16 protein-coding genes and 1 pseudogene are annotated in these 18,172 nt (G+C 60.4%); 10 read left to right on the top strand and 7 right to left on the bottom strand.

Annotation, left to right across the window (positions count from 1 at the left end; genetic code table 11):
• Positions 1-89: 89 nt before the first annotated feature.
• Complete coding sequence (locus AB3X94_RS17835) at positions 90-2,276, top strand: cytochrome P450 (RefSeq protein WP_184225718.1); 2,187 nt, start codon at positions 90-92, stop codon at positions 2,274-2,276.
• Between the two features lie 165 nt (positions 2,277-2,441).
• Positions 2,442-2,717, top strand: a complete 276-nt coding sequence (locus tag AB3X94_RS17830) for a hypothetical protein (RefSeq protein WP_184225719.1) — start codon at positions 2,442-2,444, stop codon at positions 2,715-2,717.
• A gap of 43 nt (positions 2,718-2,760) precedes the next feature.
• Here AB3X94_RS17830 and AB3X94_RS17825 read toward each other — a convergent pair whose 3' ends face one another.
• Positions 2,761-3,219 (bottom strand): hypothetical protein, encoded by a 459-nt coding sequence (locus tag AB3X94_RS17825; protein ID WP_368612222.1) that lies wholly within the window; start codon positions 3,217-3,219, stop codon positions 2,761-2,763.
• 55 nt (positions 3,220-3,274) lie between these two features.
• Between AB3X94_RS17825 and AB3X94_RS17820 the strand changes: the two genes are divergently transcribed.
• The 4 genes from AB3X94_RS17820 to AB3X94_RS17805 all read left to right on the top strand — a co-directional run bounded on the left by AB3X94_RS17820 (position 3,275) and on the right by AB3X94_RS17805 (position 6,712).
• A complete protein-coding gene (locus AB3X94_RS17820) occupies positions 3,275-4,147 on the top strand; it encodes an IS110 family transposase (RefSeq protein ID WP_368612221.1) in 873 nt (290 codons plus the stop codon).
• Positions 4,148-4,839: 692 nt separating this feature from the next.
• A complete protein-coding gene (locus tag AB3X94_RS17815) occupies positions 4,840-5,301 on the top strand; it encodes a hypothetical protein (RefSeq protein ID WP_176108760.1) in 462 nt (153 codons plus the stop codon).
• A 9-nt stretch (positions 5,302-5,310) separates the two neighbouring features.
• Positions 5,311-6,003 carry a protein mobD gene (locus AB3X94_RS17810; protein ID WP_368612220.1) on the top strand — a complete coding sequence of 231 codons (693 nt, stop codon included), beginning with the start codon at positions 5,311-5,313 and terminating at the stop codon, positions 6,001-6,003.
• Positions 5,996-6,712, top strand: coding sequence for a hypothetical protein (locus AB3X94_RS17805; protein ID WP_368612219.1), 717 nt, complete (start codon positions 5,996-5,998; stop codon positions 6,710-6,712). Before AB3X94_RS17810 ends, AB3X94_RS17805 begins: the two co-directional genes overlap by 8 nt.
• On the opposite strand, the gene AB3X94_RS17800 is transcribed toward AB3X94_RS17805, so the two are convergent.
• The 6 genes and pseudogenes from AB3X94_RS17800 to AB3X94_RS17775 all read right to left on the bottom strand — a co-directional run bounded on the left by AB3X94_RS17800 (position 6,670) and on the right by AB3X94_RS17775 (position 13,897).
• Entirely contained in the window at positions 6,670-6,915 is a 246-nt protein-coding gene (locus AB3X94_RS17800) for a hypothetical protein (RefSeq protein ID WP_368612218.1), read from the bottom strand. The genes AB3X94_RS17805 and AB3X94_RS17800 overlap by 43 nt on opposite strands.
• Positions 6,912-9,023 carry a ParB N-terminal domain-containing protein gene (locus AB3X94_RS17795; RefSeq protein ID WP_368612217.1) on the bottom strand — a complete coding sequence of 704 codons (2,112 nt, stop codon included), beginning with the start codon at positions 9,021-9,023 and terminating at the stop codon, positions 6,912-6,914. The genes AB3X94_RS17800 and AB3X94_RS17795 overlap by 4 nt, the downstream gene beginning before the upstream one ends.
• Positions 9,024-9,145: 122 nt before the next feature.
• Positions 9,146-9,979: a DUF932 domain-containing protein gene (locus tag AB3X94_RS17790; protein ID WP_184225723.1), complete on the bottom strand. Its 834-nt coding sequence runs from the start codon at positions 9,977-9,979 to the stop codon at positions 9,146-9,148.
• 813 nt (positions 9,980-10,792) lie between these two features.
• Positions 10,793-11,671: a DMT family transporter gene (locus AB3X94_RS17785; protein ID WP_184225917.1), complete on the bottom strand. Its 879-nt coding sequence runs from the start codon at positions 11,669-11,671 to the stop codon at positions 10,793-10,795.
• A 417-nt stretch (positions 11,672-12,088) separates the two neighbouring features.
• Positions 12,089-13,188, bottom strand: a pseudogene (gene prpF / locus AB3X94_RS17780) (2-methylaconitate cis-trans isomerase PrpF).
• A gap of 55 nt (positions 13,189-13,243) precedes the next feature.
• Complete coding sequence (locus AB3X94_RS17775) at positions 13,244-13,897, bottom strand: TetR/AcrR family transcriptional regulator (RefSeq protein WP_368590806.1); 654 nt, start codon at positions 13,895-13,897, stop codon at positions 13,244-13,246.
• A 214-nt stretch (positions 13,898-14,111) separates the two neighbouring features.
• Here AB3X94_RS17775 and AB3X94_RS17770 point away from each other — a divergent pair, with 214 nt between their 5' ends.
• From AB3X94_RS17770 to AB3X94_RS17755, 4 genes are all read left to right on the top strand, one after another.
• Complete coding sequence (locus tag AB3X94_RS17770) at positions 14,112-14,348, top strand: hypothetical protein (protein ID WP_368612216.1); 237 nt, start codon at positions 14,112-14,114, stop codon at positions 14,346-14,348.
• A 405-nt stretch (positions 14,349-14,753) separates the two neighbouring features.
• Positions 14,754-16,124 (top strand): MFS transporter, encoded by a 1,371-nt coding sequence (locus AB3X94_RS17765; protein ID WP_368612215.1) that lies wholly within the window; start codon positions 14,754-14,756, stop codon positions 16,122-16,124.
• 26 nt (positions 16,125-16,150) lie between these two features.
• Positions 16,151-17,383, top strand: coding sequence for a cytochrome P450 (locus AB3X94_RS17760; protein ID WP_368612214.1), 1,233 nt, complete (start codon positions 16,151-16,153; stop codon positions 17,381-17,383).
• A complete protein-coding gene (locus tag AB3X94_RS17755; protein ID WP_368612213.1) occupies positions 17,377-18,141 on the top strand; it encodes a glucose 1-dehydrogenase in 765 nt (254 codons plus the stop codon). Before AB3X94_RS17760 ends, AB3X94_RS17755 begins: the two co-directional genes overlap by 7 nt.
• The last annotated feature ends 31 nt before the right edge of the window (positions 18,142-18,172 follow it).

Genomic DNA, 18,172 nt, shown 5'->3' with positions numbered 1-18,172 from the left:
GGGGAAGAACGCGTAGAGATACGGAGACTTCACCATCGCCTTGTTGAGGACGGATCGCGAAGCAAGTTGTGCAGTAGGTTTTGACCAAAATGTTTGACCTCGCTGGAGAAAATATGTCGTGTACGCCATCCCCCGATTGGGACCCCCTTGATCCCGCACATCATGGTGATCCGACGGAGATCCATGCTCAACTTCGTGAAAAATGCCCAGTGGCTTGGAGCGAGCGATTTGGTGGCTTTTACGCGCTGACTCGCTACGAAGACGTCACGAGGGCGGCGCAAGATTATGAAACCTTCACCAGTGCTCAGAAAACACCTATCCCGGAGGCTACTGGTCCGGACCGGCCGCCGCGAGCCCCCGCAGAAGTCGACCCGCCAATCCATGGGGATTTCCGAGATCTACTAAACAGGTTCTTTACGCCTGATCGCATCCGTCTGCTTGAGCCGGTGATCCGAAGAGCCGCGCGTGATTTACTTGGTCGGTGCATTTCTATTGGAGAGACCGACGCAGTCGAGTCCTTCACTTTTTTTATGCCGATCCAGGTGCAGTGCATCTTCCTCGGGATCTCAGTTGAGGATGCTCATACGATCAAGACAATCATCAACAGGATTATCGACGCCGGCGCAGCTGGCGATGTCGCTGTCCACAAAGAAGCGAACGACCAGATTTATGCGTATATTGACGGCGTGATAAACGCCCGTCGAAAGACTCCTTACGACTCTAATGACGTAATCAGCTCGTTATTGAATGAGACTGTCGGTGGTCGAAAACTCACGCAAGAGGACGTCGCGGGAACTATCCGGCTCTTCCTCCAAGCGGGACATGGCACGACAACGAACGCTCTTGGAAGTATTATTCGCCATCTCGCGTCGACGCCTGAGGATCAGAAGCGTCTGAGGAATGAGCCAAAACTGATTCCCCAGGCGATCGAAGAGATTCTTCGGGCATGGACACCCGTTCGGCTTGTGGGGCGCAGGACGACCTGCGACGTCGAGATTGAAGGCACGATCATTCCCAAAGGTTCGAAGGTCGGCTTGATGGTATCAGCCGCGAACCGAGATGGCGCCAAGTTTGCCGATGCCGACACTGTGGATTTTGACCGCAAGCCAAACCCACATATTGCATTCGGTTATGGGGTTCACCGGTGCATCGGAGCGTCATTGGCTCGTGCGCAACTACGCGTTGCTGTTGAGGAGTTGTTGTCGATGACAGACGACTTCATACTCACAGGGGAACCCGAATTCAGTACGTGGTCTCATTTGGGCCCCTCCAAGCTGCCCATAAGATTCGTTGCGCGTTCGGCCGATATGGCAACAATCAGCGTCCGGGCTGGCCACAAGGAAATGGCGTTGACCGTCAGTGACATTCGCCCCTTGGCTGAGCGGATCATCGAGCTTACTCTGCGTCCCGCGACAGGCGCTGAACTGCCAGAGTGGACGCCGGGTGCTCATATTGACCTCGTTCTCCCTGGCGACATCATCCGTTCTTACTCGCTGACCGGAAATCTTGCGGATAGAAGCAGTTGGCGAATAGCCGTACTGCACGAAGTGGGCGGACGGGGCGGCTCCGATATCATCCATCGAATGAAGTTGGGGGACGCCGTACGTGTCCGTTGGCCCTTGAATAACTTCGAATTGAAACCTGCTGAGTGCTATCACTTTTTCGCTAGTGGGATTGGTATCACACCAATCTTGCCAATGATTGAAGCCGCTCAAAGACAGGGGCGACCATGTCGGCTGGACTACGTAGGGCGCAGTGGCGATCAACTTGCTTATCTCGAACGTATCGCTGCCTTAACAGAAGCACATGTTCACTTCACGTCTGAGACTGGACGGCCAAACCTGTCCGAGTTGCTCACAGAGAGCGGGGACGATGCTGAGGTTTACGCCTGCGGTTCGGAAGGATTTTTGCTTGATTTAGAAGCGGCAGCAACAGCGGCTGGACGATCGTTTCACACCGAATGGTTTGCGCCGAAGCCAGGTGCGCGCCAAGCAGCTGAAGGTGCGCTAGAGGCGTTCACTGTGAGGCTGGAACGCTCGAACCTTGAGGTGACGGTTGTTCCGGGACAGTCAATTATCGATGCGTGTGCAGAAGCGGGAGTAGTGATTCCATCGTCATGCTTCGAGGGCACCTGTGGTTCTTGTTTGTCAACGGTGTTGGAGGGGGTGCCGGACCATCGCGATTCGTTTCTTCTTCCAAATGAGCGCAGGGGCAACCGCTTGATAGCGCCTTGCGTTTCGAAATCGATGACAGACTGGCTAGTCCTGGATCTTTGATATCCGAGCCAGCGAAACGAGCTTCAGCGTAGGCGGGCGTTGCTTGCGCTAGTTTCACCGATCGATGGATCTAGCAAGCTGTGCTCGTCCGTGGCGCGCTGTAGCGGACGACTTCCGCCAGCCCCTTCGTGCAGGAGGCTGGGCCGGATAGATCGGACAAGTCCGATGCAGTCGCTGTTCCGGGACGACTTGCTCCTTTGGTGTCAAGAGGGCGATTGCGCTCTACAGCGCGATGTGATTTTCACGGGCACGCCAGAAGGCGTCGGCGCAGTGGAAGCCGCCCGATTTCGCGCGAAAAGTACGCTACCCCAACAGCACCGGCCCGCCGCCCTTGGCGCATGGGCATTGTGGCTGGTGCTCGCGTCCAAGCCAGGGGGTGATCCGGCTATCATCGAAGTCGACGGTAACCACTTCGCCAAGCCGTTCGGACTGCGCGAATGAAATGACCCCATGTCCGCGCCAAGTTCAAACGTCGTGGTGCCAGCTAAATAGAAATGTCGCGTTTTTCTCGCTGTTTCCGGTCTTTTTTCAAGGTTTTGGGGTGGGGCGGCGAAGCCGCCCCCCGTCCGTCGCTCATTGTGCTGCTGACTTCGAGAATCGCCTGATTGATGTCAGCGACCTCGATTGCGCGCTGCTTCTTCAGTCCGATCAGTGCCTTCTTTGCCTGGACCTGCTCGCCGCAGTGCGTGCGCGATGGGGAGCCCGCTGTCCGGCGATCGTCGTGGATGGCCTGAACCCGGCGGGCGACTTCCAGTGCGCCCGCGAGGCGCTTGTTCTCGATCTCCGCGCCCTGATCGACATGGGTGATGCGGTCATATTGCCGGTACGGCAGTACCGCGCCGCGGGCCTGCACCTCGATCACGCCATCGGGATACTCGACGACCTCGACGTATTCATGCATGAGCCCCCGGCTGACGGGCGTGTCATCGAGCAGGTACAGCACCCGAATTAGTAAGGACTTTCCCGGTCTCGTGGCATGCGATATGCCAGGATGGTTGGTGCTGGGCAACCCATCTGAGAAGGGGAAAGTCATGGACAAGATTACTCGTATCGGCGTGGATCTGGCCAAGAACCTGATCCAGGTACACGGCGTGGACAGCATGGAACGCGTGGTGGTCAGGAAACCCATCTCACGGCAGAAATTTCTCGAATGGTTTGCCAACCTCGAGCCGTGTCTGGTCGCAATGAAAGCGTGCAGCGCGGCTCACTACTGGGGGCGCAAGCTGCGCGCCCTAGGTCACGAGATTCGCCTGATCGCGCCACAGTTTGCCGCGCCATACCGCAAGGGCGGCAAGCACGTAAAGAACGACAGGCTGGATGCCGAGGCCATCTGCGAGGCTGCGGGGCGACCGCATATGCGCTTCGTGGCCATCAAAACCGCAGACCAGCAAAACGTGCTGTTGCTGCACCGGATGCGGAACGGTTTCGTCGAGGAGCGTACCGCGCTCGTCAACCGGCTGCGCGGTGAACTGGTCGAGTTCGGCGTGTTCCTGCCGCAAGGCATCAATGCATTTCGTGCCCACATCGTCGAGGCACTGGAGGACGGGGCCACTGAACTGAACGGTGTCGCGCGCAGTGCGCTCGCGCGAGGCTGTGAGCATCTGCAGGCCCTCGACCAGCAAATTGCCTGGTGCGACGCGCAAGTCGCCGCGCACGTGAAGCACGACGGCAACGCGCAGCGCGTGATGGCGGTCATCGGCATCGGGCCGCTCACCGCGTCGGCCGCGGTGGCCACCGTTGGCGACGCGCGCGTGTTCGATCTGCTCCACGAAATGCTGTTTGCGTTTCATCGCCAAGCGATCATTGCACTTCCATCGTCAGAATGTGTCTGGCAAAGTTGTATTCGAAGGAAAGTGTCGCTCAGCAGCTAATAGAGTTCTTTAAAGCTTTGGTCCTTGGGCGCCTGAAACCGGCGATAGCCTATCCTGCCGTCACCGATTTTCAAGTTGTTGTTGGTGTCGAGCGTGACTTCGGTGTGCACGAGATGCAAGCCGTGTACAACCGGAACGCGCTTCCGTGTAACTGCCGTGCGCTGCGACTTCGCGGTCGTGATGCAACGAAGCGCGCGGCATGCGTCTGATCTGCGAGTGCTGCGCGCTCGAGATGTAATGCACGAAAAAAGAATGTCGACAACGGGGTGACGTCGAATGTGTGCGACGCGTCACGTGATGCAAGGCAGGTGGTGTTAAACGTTCGCGCCCTCTCGCACGACTGTAACTATCCGTACAAGTCGAGTGTGCAGGCGTGGCGACTGCGAAGTGAGGCAGAGGCGTGCCGAGTGTGTCTACCAGTGGCTTCAAATGCGCCGAGGTTGTCTTGCAGCGTGAATCCACGTGTGTACGGTGCTCGCCGCCGTTGAAGTCCGCGTGCATGCGTGATGCATGCGCGTAACTCCGTGTGTGTGGACGGGACGTCGAATAACAGCAGAAAAATATTCTTTGTTCCGTCCTGTTCCTCCGGATTCCGCTGTATTCCAACCACGCCGGAAAGCATCAGCGGTGGGTGTTGACGACGTATTAACGCCTGTTCAAGATGCGATCAAGGTCGTGCGTCGGAGCCAGTCATGCCGGTTGTCAGGAGTTTCACGCGAGGGCAGTGGGAGGCGTTCGGACGCAGGCTCGATGCGCTGCCTGAAAAAGCGACAAGCGATCAGCCGCTCAAGGTAAGCGACGGCGTCAAATCCATCCAGAAACAGATCGGCACAGCGCGGGAGAAGGGATACACGCTCAGTGAACTGATCGAGGAGGCTGCACAGGAAGGCATCGCGGTATCGGTCAATTCCCTGAGATACGCGATGCGCCGTGCGGACGGAAAAGGACGAATCCGGCGGGGCGGGAATGAGCCGGCGCGCGCGAATGCATCGGTCGCCGTACGAGGCAGGAAACCCTCACAGGCAGATGCAACACACGATAAACCGCCACGCAGCGGGACACAGCAAAAAGGGGATGGGGGCGTAACCAGGCCGGGGCAACCGGTGAGGGGCTTCCTCGGATTTTCGATCAGCCCGGACACCGAAAATCTGTAGAGGTGTGGCATGGCAACAGCAAATCTCCCCATCTATATGGTCGGCGGCAGCAAGGGTGGTGTCGGAAAGAGCGTCGTGACGCTGGCACTGATCGATTACCTGCGACGCACGGACGTCGACGTCGTGCTAGTCGAGACGGATACGTCCAACCCGGATGTCATGAAAGCGGTTCACGGTGAGATCGAATGCGGGGCATGCGATCTGGATGACGCGAGCGGCTGGATCGATTTCGTCAATTTCTGCGACCGGCACCGGAACGCGACCGTTGTCGTCAACACGGCAGCGCGGAGCCAGACCGGCGTCGCGCAATATGGAGGAACGCTAGCCAGTACTCTCGATGAACTGGCGCGACGACTTGTTGTGCTGTGGGTGATCAACCGGCAGCGGGACAGCCTCGAATTGCTGTTCAAGTTCGGGGCGACGTTTCCGGATGCGGTGACGCATGTGGTGCGTAACGGCTATTTCGGTTCACCGGAGAAATTCACGCTGTACCGGGATTCACAACTGAGGACGGCTGTCGAGAAGCAGGGCCAGTCGCTGGATTTTCCAGACCTTGCGGATCGCGTCGCTGACGAGTTGCGTAGCCAGCGCCTGTCGATCCGCAGGGCAGCGGAGACAATGCATATCGGTGAACGGGCAGAACTGCTGCGCTGGTGCGCGCTATGCGGAACGATGTTTGCCAGGGTGACGGCCGGTGGGTAACAGACGCGGTGGATCGCCGGACGCGCTCGCCCGCCTGTTTCTCGACGTCACGGGTGAATTGCCCGACGATGCCAGTGTCCTGAGAATGCGGCGGGTGTCCGACGCACTCAACCTGCGCGACAACGATGCACTGTGGTCCGTGCTGGTCATGCTTGAACATTACGGGCGGCTCTATGAGGCCATGCCGGAACGGATCCGGCAGGCGGGCACGGGCAGTCTTGATGCCGTGCGGGCCGAAGCACGCGCGGCGACGGATGCGCTGATGGAGCAGCATCGCGATGCGCTTGCCCGCTGCAAGGCCACGATCGAACTGGCGGAGCAAATGACCGCCGAGCACGAAGCGCGCTACCGGGCTGCGGTTGCCGCGCTGAACGACGAGGCGCTGGCTACACTCACGCAGCGGGCAGCGAACCACATTGCCCGCGTTGCTGGTAACCGGCTCGTGGGGGCGACGACTGTCGCCGTACGTGAGCAGCAGAAACGGATCGATGTCGCGCTCACGTCATTCGGGCACGTCGCCACGCGGCGACTCGTGCGGGCATGCTATGGGCTGGTCGTCGGTGGGCTCATTGTGATGCTGGCGGCGGCGGGTGCGGGCGCGCTGGCCGGATGGTGGGCAGGCGTGCATTGGGGGCGGGCAGAGGGCTCGCGGTCTGCCCGCACGGATTACAGGTCGTTTGTGTCACCTTCCATGAAGTCAGCGGCGTGACGAAGCACGTTTGCAGCCATGTCGTTCTGGTCGAAGGCAATCATCGGTGCCCGGTAGCCTTCAACTTCGGCGCGGGCAAGGGTCATGTCGCAGTGCTGGCCTTCGTCGTATTGCAGATCGGTGGCTTCAACGAAAGTCAGGTAGAGGTCGGGCGAGCCTTCGGCATTGGTGGCGAGCAAGGTCATGCGGATGCGGTTGGTCATGGTGGGTTTTTCTCGTTCAGTCGGGCAGGCGGCGGATATGGGCTTGCCGCCTGCTTCGCCTCGTGTCGGGGCGAGGGGTTGCATGCCTCATCCTCGTCGTCACGGTTTTCCCATGAGGGTATGGTCGAGAATTCACGATCGGTGAGGATTTCCGGGAGCCATGCTGCCTTTGCGAGCCGAAGCTCCGCTGCTGCTGCCGCGTCTGCTTTCTTCATTTTTTCGAGGTCGATTGCGGCCTTGGGTGACACGGCAGCGGACACGACTTCCGCGATACGCGCCTTGCTGACATGATCGAAGTACGTCGCACGCGTCGCCGTCCAGTACCGGGTCATGTCGAGGTTCAGCGCACTTGCGAGCGTGTTGATCGCAAGCGGCTTTTCTTCGGCCACGATTCCGTCGAGCAGCGTGCCGGTGCAGAACGCGAGCAGGTCGAGCAGCGTCGGGGCGGGATCCTGTTCGATCAGCCACGGCAGGAGGTCGCCCCGCTTTGCGGGCAGTTCCGCAATCCAGCGCGCCCGCTGCGTTTCAATGGCATTCCATGCGGGGCTGGCGGACAGGTCGTCGGCGGCGCGCAGCAGGCTGTCGTGGTTGGTCTCGCCGGACAGTGCGAAATAGCTGCGTGAGGACGCGTGCCCGTAGTGCTCGGGCAGTGCCTTTGGAACCAGGTGGTGCAGCAGGGCGGCGAGCGCTACAGTGGGCTGCGCGAGCAGTTCCGCGTGGACGGCAGCGGTGCGGTGTGCCGTGAGCCGCTGGCAGAGTTTCGCGCTGTGGACGGGTTTTACCTTCGGAGCCTTCGCGCATACGGTATCCGGGCCTTCGGCTGTGGCGGTGCCAGTGACGGTCGCGCCTGCCGCGTCGAGCGCGGCGCTATTCTCGCGTCGCACGAGGCCGCGTTCGATGACGAGTTCGCCCTGCGGCCCGACGATCACTAATGCACCCGCTTCGGCCATCTGCTGCGCGTCCCATACGAGCGTGCGGCTTTCGAGTGCGATGATCGCGGCATTGACCTGCTCCATTTCGTCGTTGAGCCGGTCGGCTTCCTCGTAGGCATCTTCGTCGCCCTCCGACAGTGCTTCGATCTTTTCAGCCAGTTCGTCCTGCTGCGCGGTGAAGGCGTCCATTTCGCGCTGTTCGTCGTCGGTGTATTGGCGCTGCACCGGGCGCAGCCTGCCGTGGCGGTTCAGTTCGGCAAAATCGCGTTCGACTCGCGTTTCTGTCCAGCCCCATCCCTCGGCCTGGACTTCGGCTGCAGCAGCGTCGAGCTTTTGCGCGACGAGCTTCTGCAGCAGTTCCGCATCGGCGATATAACCGGCGTTCTCGTCGTCGCTGAACAGGTCGCGACGCACGTAGCCGCCCGCTGCTTCATAGGCGGCGAGGCCAACAAAGCGTACGAGACGGCTACGGCTCGCGTCGATCTCGGCGCGCGTGATCGACTGCCGCAGGTAGTTCGGCTGACGTTGCCACTCGTTTGCGTCGAACCATATTTTTTCCTGCGTTTCGTGATCGTCTGCGAGGGCGAGCGCAGCAAGCTGATCAAGCGTGATTGCGTCGTCGCGCAGCAGCGTGAGCAGTTTGGGCGACACGTTAGCGAGCCTCATGCGACGCTTGACCGTGAGTGGCGAGGCAGAGAACAGCGCCGCGATGTAATCGACACTGCGGCCTTCCTCAGCGAGCATCCGGTACGCGCGCAGAACGTCGAACGGGTCGAGTCCTTCGCGTTCGCTGTTCTCGATCAGCGAAATGGCGAGGGCTTCGCCTTCGCTGACGATCCGCACCGGCACTGGATAGTCCGCCGCGATATGGTTCTGCTCGTAAAGCAGGTCGAGCGCGGCTTTGCGACGCTGGCCCGCGCAGACCCCATACCGGCGCTGTTTGCCCCGCGATCCCTTGATCTCATGGACGACGAGGTTTTGCAGCAGACCCTTTGCCCGGATGCTCGCGGCAAGCGCCGGAATGTTCGAGAGCGGTTTCGTGCGGGCGTTGAGCGGCGAGGGCCGCAGGCTGGAATACGCCACGGTGGCCACCGGCTGTTCGTTGCCGAAGTTGGTTTCGAGCGGCGAAACGGTTTCGTCAGTGGTTGCCGCAGGGGTTTCGACTTGAGATTGCATGACTGACTCCAGAAAATTAAAAAGAAGGTTCCGGGGCGGGTCCTGCCGGATTCCATCAGGACGTAACCTGGCTAGGAGTCCTGATGGAGCGAGGCGGGGGGACGCTGCCGTCCCTGAGGCGCTTATGCTTTCATCTGGCGCATGGCGTCAGCGAGCATCCACAGCGCGCGGTTGAGCTTCACGTTCTGGTCGATGCCGGTGATGGGGCGAGTCGACATGGCGCGTCCGCTGCGCGAGCGTCCATGCAGCCCGCCCTTCGTGAGGTTTTCCTGCACGCGGTTGAATACGGTCCACAGGTCGTCGCGGCGATCCTCGAAACGGCGCGGTACCAGTAGCTGGCTTTCGGTGACGGGGGCCAGTGCCTCGGCGTCGGTCGGGTCGTAGCGCAGCGCAAGGGCGGAACGGGCGAATGCATGCTGCTCGTCGCGGCTCAGATCGACGGCGCGCATGCTGTCCTTCTGCTCGCGGATCAGGTCGAAGCCGTCGAGCACGTCGAAAGCGCCATTGACTACGTTCTGGATGACGTTGCCTTTGTGTGGCACGCGGATATCGGCGATGTTCTCGCCCGCGACCATGCCGTTCTGGCAGACAAACCGGAATGTGCCTGCCAGCATCTGGTAACTGCTGGTGCCGTCGTGCGAGTTCAGCAGCACGATTTCGTCGGCTTCCTCGCCGGTGATCTGGTCGGCGTGGCGAAGCCGCAGCATGTGTTTTGTGAACTCGCGCTTGCCCTGATCGCGAACACGGGTCTGGCAGATCATGAACGGCTGAAACCCTTCGTTGCGCAGACCGCGCAGGACGTCGATGGTGGGAATGTAGGTGTAGCGTTCGGAACGGCTTTCGTGTTTGCCGTCCGCGAAGATGGAAGGGGCAACGTGGCGAATCTGGTCGTCCGAAAGCGGCGAGTCAGCGCGCAGCATTGGGGACCCGTAATGGAAAGAGGAAGCGAGTTGCATGGCAATCTCCACAGTCAAGGTTGAGGACCTGAACCGGGCGAGGGGAGGTGCCTTGGCATTGCGGTTGGACACTTCCCGGTGGAACTCGGGGTTGGCGTTGCTACCGCCTGGCTCCCGGGTTCCCGCCCGTGCGACTGGAGGAGCCGATAGCGGGCGGGTGTCAAGGAAAAAGGCGAGGGAGGGGTGCGGGCAACACGGTCCCTCGCCCCTTGATGCGCGCTCGCTATCGGCTACTGTCGCGGGTCAAGGGCGGGAAGCTGGGAGCCGGGTGCATGCCATGCCGTGAGTTGACCGGGCATTAAGTAGCGGCTCTAAGGGCATAGCCGTAAAGGCCGGCCCTCGATAGAAAGCGACGGGGTTGACTGTTGTGCCTTCAATTGCTGACCGACCATCGGCGCAATAGGGTGATTAACGATGGTGCGCGAGTGCAGGCCAAAATGCCCCCGTCCTCCTCGGACTGACCGCAGTTCTGCAGCCTTCCGCTTCCACGGCCTCGCGGCCGCCGGCCTCTCTTAGCGAAGGGATCGGGAACTTGCCGACATCGTGACGCGGGGCGGGTTTTCGGCCAAAGCCGACATTGGTGCGCACTGGGATTCATGTCAGTAATCCGGCGGATTGCCGACTGTGGAGGCATCGAGCGGCCACGCGGCAGCTTGCCGGATCAGCAAGCTCACACTCCCGATCGACAACGGCCGGCCTGCAGCGAACCCGACGACAGCTGGCGGTTAGTGCAGCCAATCCAGCGGGGATTGCCGGCGGCCTGGGAGTCATATCCCGTTCAAAATCCCGCAAAACAACAAGCAAGAAAGGTGATTACTGACCTCGAGGTGACGCATGCACGACCATTGTGCCGATTCCACTGATCGCAATTACAGCCATCCCTACGATGGTCCACAAGTCTGGAATCTTACCGAACAGCAGCCAGCCTAAGAATGTGGCGAAGGCAAGCTGCGCATAGCCGAACGGAGTCAGCACAGCAAGCGGCGTTCTTCGCAAGGCCTGAAGCATAAGGAGATGACCCGAAGTGGCAAGCGACGCCATCAAAATGACCAATAGCCAGCTTCCCGCCCTTACGTCATGAATTGCGGGAAGAAGAGCAGCTTGATCGACCCATAAAAGCGACGCTAGTGCGATGCTCGCTATCAGGGCTGTGAAGAAATTGGTTGTAACAGGGTCGCCAGCCATCGACAACTTGCTTGAGACAACCTGGAAACACGCAAAAGTTGTGGCAGCACCTATAGGAAATGCCACCGCCCAACTGAACTGGCCGCTTCCGGGCCTGACGACGATCAGCATCCCGATGAAGCCAAGCGTAACCATGAACCACTTTGCTTTGGACACTTCTTCGTTGAGCAGAGTCGCCGCGAGCAACGTCGAAATGAGTGGTGCCATCATCGCCAGCGACGTGGCGACTGGTAATGCTAACAGGCGCAACCCGGCAAATGTGCAGGCCGAATTGAGAAGCAGGAGAAACGCACGCAACACCTGGAGCCTCAGCGTGCCAATGTGCCCGAACCGACTAATGCCGTGTCTGGCCTGCCAGGCGCCAAGGGCGATTGTCTGGAAGATGTAGCGTCCAAGAAGAATTGCTGTCAACGGGACCGCTGTGCCGATGATCTTGACGACGGAATCACTTGCAGCGAATGTTGCGGTCGTGACTACCATGAGAGCAACGCCAGCTTCGGCTGTCATGGGGACGTTTGCTAAGCGGTTGAGAACCATACAATCTTCGATGCGGGATGTCTGACGCCGGCGCGTGAGGCCTTGGGAATCTTAAGTCTAGCAGTCCCAAGGGCCTAACCCGGAGGGTGATGGCAGCGGCGGCCGCCGCCGTTGCGCTCAAAGTCGACCGGCGGCAGGAGCGGATCGCAGTTACGTGTCTGCATGAAGTGAAAGCTGACGTTTGCCGACGCCAAAGTGCGAATGTCGGCAGAGCGACCTGAGTCCCGCGAGAAGTCCGTGGGCGCGAAGTGCGGTCACTGATCGAGCAAGATCGACGATAGAACGTTCCGCGCCAATAATGCCTTCGAGGGGTGCGACAAGAGGCGCCGAAGCGAAAGACACTCCCTCAGCGATTCGTCGCTTTTTCCTAACTCAATCGCAATTCGGTCAACGCGAGGTCGCCGAAGACGGCACCAGTACGAACGCTTTGGTGACCGTCCATGCGCCGTCCTTCCGCGGGGCTCCCGCGCCCACTTCGAGACTGCCCGACGGATGCCCGAAACGCACCGAAGCCTTAGATTGCGGCACGAGCCGGTGGACGACGGTACCCGGAATAACCCCCGCGACGGCGATCGCCACCGCGCCAGTGCCGGTCATTGCGTGATGCAGCTTGCCCATCGAGAAGATGCGGGCGTTGATGTCGAGCGTGTCCGCGGCGATCGGCTTGCCGCTCGATGCGACATAGCTCGCGGGCTTCGAGACGAACGCGAGTTTCGGCGTGTGCGGGCGCAACTGCGTCGCTTCCTCGGCGTCGCAGTGAGCCCCATGCGCACGGACGCGTGCGAGCGGATCGCCTCCACTTTCTGGAGCAGGGCGCTGTCGCCGTTCACGTCGTGCTGCAATTCGCTGCCTTGCAGTCCGAGCGATGCCGCGTCGATGAAAATGGCCGGATTGCCCGCGTTGATCATCGTCATTTCAATGGGGCCGACGCCGGGCACATCGAGCACGTCGATCGCGTTGCCGGTCGGGAACATCGCGCCGCGGGCATCGTCGCTATCGCCGCCGGGGTCGAGGAATTCGATCTTGATCTCCGCAGCCGGAAATGTCACGCCATCCAGTTCGAAATTGCCTTCCTCGACGACTTCGCCGTTTCTCATCGGCACATGTGCGACGATTTTTGTGCTGATGTTCGCCTGCCAAATCCGCACGATGGCGATGCCATCGCGTGGAGCATCGACGAGCCCTTGTGCAATGGCGAACGGGCCGACGGCGGACGTGAGGTTGCCGCAGTTGCCGGACCAGTCAGGCACCGGTTTGTCGATCGCGACCTGCCCGAAGCGATAGTCCACGTCGCAATCCCCGCGCGACGATGCCCCGACGATCGCGACCTTGCTCGTGCTCGACGTCGCGCCGTCCATGCCGTCCATCTGCTGGCCGTACGGATCAGGGCTGCCGATCACGCGCATCAGAATCCGGTCGCGCGATGCGACGTCGACGGGCAACCAGTCGTCGCGGAAGAAGACCCCTTTGCTGGGGCCCCCACGCATTTAGACTGCCTGAACTTTCAATTGATTCAATGTTGCTCTCCAGTGATATCGCGATTCACGAAGTCGTCTTGCCGAGCGCGGTCCACACGACGCCTGTCGCCTTGCGAAACGCGGCCAGGTCAGGAGCGTTCCTCCCCGAGCGACGCAGGAAGACGATCAGCCCCTGCCAATGCGAGTAGATCAGCGCACCCCTTATGCGGCACTCCTGCGCGGGGAGATCGGGATTGATCTGGGCGACCAGGCCACCGAAGAGCGACTGGTATTTCTCGCTCACTTCCTCCATCAGTTCCCTTACTTCCGGATGATGTTCGGCGAGGCACCAGCATTCGAGAGCGAACGGACTGATGAGATTGCCGGGGCTGGCGAGCGTATTGAATGTCTCATCGAGCACGGCGTGAAGGCGCGCTTCGGGCGTGAGCCGGGCATCTTCTCCCAATTCATGAAAGCGCCTCAGATAGCGTTGTGCTAGTTCCTCGATGGTTGCCTTGAGCAGGGAATCGCGGCTGCCGAAGTAGTGTTGAAGCGTGGCGAGCCGGATGTTCGCCGCCGCTGCGACACCCCGCTGCGTGAACCCGTCGTTTCCCGCGGCCGCGAACACGCTGATCGCCGCCTCGAGGATTTCCGGCACGCGCGTTTCGCGTCGTCCGCGTGGCGCCCCCTTTTTACCCGGTCCCGCCACGTCCGATAGCGCGATCGTCAAATTTTCCATGGTTTCGTCCCGTGTAGTCGCCAGACTGGTTCCGAAGTGCGTTTGACCTAGAAAGGTTGGTCTTATGACCAATTTCGTTAGATTTTATACCGTGCCAGCTCGAGTTTTACAGGAGTTAATGGTAAACGCCTAGTCGCAAATTCCTTGTTTGTTGGTCAGTTGACCGCTAATATTTGGTCATAGGACCAATACGTTGCGGTCCGGGAGTCGCAAAATGAACGATCGGTCGATGACGTTGCATAGCCTCGTCGAGAAATGGCTGGCGCCCTACCTTGCGGCTCCGGCTCGCGTGGTGCGCCTTGCGCGTGACGAAGCTGGTCCGCATCGCTGCGTGCGCGTGGAGATCAGCCGCACGTCGCGCAACCTGTCGATGCTGTTTTTTCGCCATGACGATGGCTCCTGGCAGGTCTATCCCCCGCAAAAGGCGCGTCCCTCCATCAATGCGCAGTAAGTTGCGCCCGGCGCATACGCCGCGGCCATCGCAACTCCATGCGGCAAAAGCCTTTTGATCGTCGCTAGATTTTTCGTCTCAATGGATCGGAAAAACGTATTGGTCGCCTCATTCGCTCGCGCATAAGCTAACGACAGACAAACGTATCCAGACGGAACGAAATGCGCGTGGCATGACGCCCGAGCCGCGCATGACCCTCAGCGAGCCAACCTGAACGCACGGACCACGAGCAAAGTATTTCGCGGCCCGGGGTACACGGTCGTCTTCGCGATTGGCGTGAGACCGGCGCGGCACTGTCGCCGCGCGGCCCGCTTTCGACTCCTGCCTGACGCTTGCAATGCCGCCATGAAGAAGCGGTGAAAGAACGGTCGACAGTGCCCAATTACTCTCACTAGTGAGGAGACGATGCAACTCAACCCAGTCGCGCAAGGTCCCGAACGGTCCGACATGCATGCCGCCATCGAACGGAAGATTTTCCGGAAGGTGACGATGCGGATAGTACCGATCCTCATTTTGTGTTTCTTCATCAACTATATCGATCGCGCCAACCTCGGCGTTCTATTTTCCCCCATCTCCAAAGAACTGCATCTCACGGCATCCGCTTTCGGTTTCGCCGCCGGTATCTTCTTTCTCGGCTACCTCGTGTTCGAAGTGCCATCGAATATGGCGATCGTGCGCTTCGGCGCGAGACGCTGGATCGCGCGGATCATGATTAGCTGGGGTATCGTCACTTGCCTGCTCGCGGCAACGCACAGCGTGCCGATGCTGTACACGCTGCGCTTTGTTCTTGGTGCCGCCGAAGCAGGGTTCTTTCCCGGTGTGCTGTTTTACCTAACTTTTTGGTATCCGCGACATCTGCTCGGCCAGGCCTATTTGACGCTCGAACTAAGCGTGCCCGTTTCGCTCGCGCTCGGCTCTGTCGTGACTGCCGGACTTCTTCTGATGGAGGGCGTAGCAGGCATCGCCGGTTGGCGCTGGGCCTTCGCGCTGGAAGGCATTCCCGCCATATTGATGGGCTTCCTGGTCCTTTTCATTCTGCCGGATGGACCGAAGCAGGCAAAATGGCTGACGCAGGAAGAGCAAGACTATTTACGCTTGAGAACCGTTTCGGATCACGGACATTCAAAAGCGAGCCTGAGCGAATTCAAGGCCGTCGTATGCAACCCGCTGACATGGCTCTTTATCGCGCTCGAGTTCTCGATCATCATCGGCTTCTGGGCCGTCACATACTTCCTGCCAAAGATCGTGCAGGAGCGCTTTCACGTCGATCCCGTCCATGCGGGCCTGATCTCCTCGATTCCATGGTTGGCAGCGGTCGCCGGCATTGCGCTCGTGGCATGGACTTCGCGCAAGACCGGCGACCGGAAATGGCACTTGCTGATCGTCTTGCTGCTCTCTGCGGTCGGCCTGTGGATCACGGCGCGCGTCGATTCGCCCGTCGTCGGCCTGATCGGCATTTGTATCAGTGCTGCTGGCGTGCAGGCGGCGGTGCCGCTGTTCTGGACCATTCCCGCGATGTCCTTCAGTGGTGCGCGCGCGGCGATAGCAATTGCCTTTATCAACTCAGTCGCAAGTACAGCGGGACTCGTCGGGCCGTGGATTCTCGGCATTTCGCAGGATCTGACGGGAACCAGCCGGACCGGACTTTATGTGATGTCGGCCTTCTTCCTCATATCGGCATTTCTTGCTTTCCAGGTCAGTCAATCGCGATCGAAAGCGGAGGTGGGACGCGGCACGCCTGGCGTTTCGGCAGCAGGCAACGTCGGCTTGGAATAACGGTTTTATCTCGTGGAGCCACATGCATGCGAAAGGATGGAGATGTGACGGATCACGACCACGTCGGACGCGACTTTCCGTTTCAACGGCCAGGCGGCCCGCTTAGCCCACCGCTCGAATATGCACGGCTGCGTGAGGAACAACCGCTCAGCAAGGTCAGGCTTTGGGACGGGTCGACAGCCTGGATCGCGACCCGCTGGGAGGACGTGCGCGCGATCCTCGGAAGCCCGCATTTCAGCGTCGATCCGTTTCGTCCGGGCTATCCGTCGGTTTCGCCGGCACGCGCCGTGCAAGCACGATCGCGTCAGGCGTTCATCAACATGGACGACCCCGATCATGCGCGCTTCCGGCGGATGCTGACGAAAGACTTTATGCAGAAGCGCATGAGCGACCTGCGTCCGATGGTCCGCGAGCTCATCGACGAGCTAGTCGACAAGATGCTCCAGCATGGACCGCCGCTTGATTTCGTCGAGCATTTTTCGCAGCCGCTTCCTTCGATGGTCATCTCCGCGCTGCTCGGCGTGCCGTACGAGGATCACGCGAAACTCGGCACATGGAGTACGACGCGTAACGATCACACCGCGTCGCCGGAAACCGTGCAGGAGGCGGTGCGCAGTATGGAAGCGCATCTGGACCGGATCATCGCTCAGAAGGAGGTCGATCCTGGCGAGGGGCGCGACATGCTGAGCCGCCTGGTCATCGAGCAGATTCGTCCCGGACACGTGACACGTGAGGAAGTGGTGCGGATCGCCTCACTGTTGTATTCAGCCGGGCACGGCACCACGGGCAGCCAGATCGGTCTTGGCACGCTGTCGTTGCTGATGCACCCCGACCAGCGCGCCGAACTCGATGCCGATCCTTCGTTGCTCGCAAGCGCCGTCGAAGAGATGCTGCGTTTTCATACGATTGCGCACTTCAATTCGGCACGCGTGGCGACGGTGGACGTGGTGGTCGGAGAAAGCCTGATTCGCGCCGGTGAAGGCGTCTACCCGCTGATCTTCGCTGCCAATCGCGATCCTGATGTATTCCCAAACCCTGATACGTTCGATATCCACCGCAACCCGCAGGAGCATGTAGCTTTCGCCTACGGCATCCATCAGTGTCTAGGGCAACCGCTTGCGCGCCTCGAGCTGCAGACGGTGTTCAGCATGCTGTTCAGGCGTCTGCCTGGATTGCGGCTCGCGGTGCCGGTCGAGACGCTGACGTTCAACAGCACGTCTCAGGTTTATCGGCTGGAAGCCTTGCCCGTCACATGGTGAGCGCACCCGAGACACCGCGCTTTGCTGGCAAAGTCGCGTTGATCACCGGCGGCGCCTCGGGCATCGGCCGTGCAACGGCGGAACTGCTGGCACGCGAAGGGGCGCGTGTCGTCATCGCGGACCGGTGCCGCGAGGAGGGCAATGCGCTCGGCTCACGTCTGCGTCGCGACCACGGCGATGCCCTGTTCATCGAGACCGATGTCACCTGCCCGGACTCCATCGAAGCGATGGTCACACGCACCTTGCGCGAACACGGCCGCATCGATTGCGCCGTCAACAATGCCGGCTTGTCCGAGACGCCGATCGATCTGACCGACGCCACGCCCGAACATTGGACGCGTCTCATGTCGGTCAACCTGCGCGGCGTATTTCTTTCGATGCAGCACGAGATCCAGGCCATGCTGGAAAGCGGAGGTGCGATCGTCAACGTGTCGTCGCGCACGGGCTTGGTGGGCAAGCCGCGGCACGCGATCTATACGGCCGGCAAGCATGGCGTGCTCGGACTGACGCGATCGGCTGCCGTCGATTACGCGCGACACGGCATACGCGTCAACGCCGTCTGCCCGGGACTCGTGCGCACCCCTTTCGTCGAGCGAAAGTTCGGTGACCGCCTGGGTGAGCTGGCAGCTACGATGAATCCAATGGGGCGCATCGGCGAGCCCGAAGAGATCGCTGAATGCATCGCGTGGCTGTGTTCCGATGCGGCGAGCTTCGTCACGGGCATCGCCTTGCCGGTGGATGGGGGCGCGGTGGCCTGATCACGCCGCGCCCGCCGCCCCTCATGCTTCC

The organism is Paraburkholderia sp. BR10923 (genome assembly GCF_040948765.1).
GTDB lineage: Bacteria > Pseudomonadota > Gammaproteobacteria > Burkholderiales > Burkholderiaceae > Paraburkholderia > Paraburkholderia youngii.
This window is presented reverse-complemented; position numbering and strand designations above follow the sequence as displayed.

What these genes read in the sequence shown, in the direction of transcription:
- AB3X94_RS17835 (WP_184225718.1), top strand. Translation starts at nt 90, where the DNA reads ATGTTTGACCTCGCTGGAGAAAATATGTCGTGTACGCCATCCCCCGAT.
- AB3X94_RS17830 (WP_184225719.1), top strand. Translation starts at nt 2,442, where the DNA reads ATGCAGTCGCTGTTCCGGGACGACTTGCTCCTTTGGTGTCAAGAGGGC.
- AB3X94_RS17815 (WP_176108760.1), top strand. Translation starts at nt 4,840, where the DNA reads ATGCCGGTTGTCAGGAGTTTCACGCGAGGGCAGTGGGAGGCGTTCGGA.
- AB3X94_RS17810 (WP_368612220.1), top strand. Translation starts at nt 5,311, where the DNA reads ATGGCAACAGCAAATCTCCCCATCTATATGGTCGGCGGCAGCAAGGGT.
- AB3X94_RS17800 (WP_368612218.1), bottom strand. Translation starts at nt 6,915, where the DNA reads ATGACCAACCGCATCCGCATGACCTTGCTCGCCACCAATGCCGAAGGC.
- AB3X94_RS17795 (WP_368612217.1), bottom strand. Translation starts at nt 9,023, where the DNA reads ATGCAATCTCAAGTCGAAACCCCTGCGGCAACCACTGACGAAACCGTT.
- AB3X94_RS17790 (WP_184225723.1), bottom strand. Translation starts at nt 9,979, where the DNA reads ATGCAACTCGCTTCCTCTTTCCATTACGGGTCCCCAATGCTGCGCGCT.
- AB3X94_RS17785 (WP_184225917.1), bottom strand. Translation starts at nt 11,671, where the DNA reads ATGACAGCCGAAGCTGGCGTTGCTCTCATGGTAGTCACGACCGCAACA.
- AB3X94_RS17775 (WP_368590806.1), bottom strand. Translation starts at nt 13,897, where the DNA reads ATGGAAAATTTGACGATCGCGCTATCGGACGTGGCGGGACCGGGTAAA.
- AB3X94_RS17770 (WP_368612216.1), top strand. Translation starts at nt 14,112, where the DNA reads ATGAACGATCGGTCGATGACGTTGCATAGCCTCGTCGAGAAATGGCTG.
- AB3X94_RS17765 (WP_368612215.1), top strand. Translation starts at nt 14,754, where the DNA reads ATGCAACTCAACCCAGTCGCGCAAGGTCCCGAACGGTCCGACATGCAT.
- AB3X94_RS17760 (WP_368612214.1), top strand. Translation starts at nt 16,151, where the DNA reads ATGCGAAAGGATGGAGATGTGACGGATCACGACCACGTCGGACGCGAC.
- AB3X94_RS17755 (WP_368612213.1), top strand. Translation starts at nt 17,377, where the DNA reads ATGGTGAGCGCACCCGAGACACCGCGCTTTGCTGGCAAAGTCGCGTTG.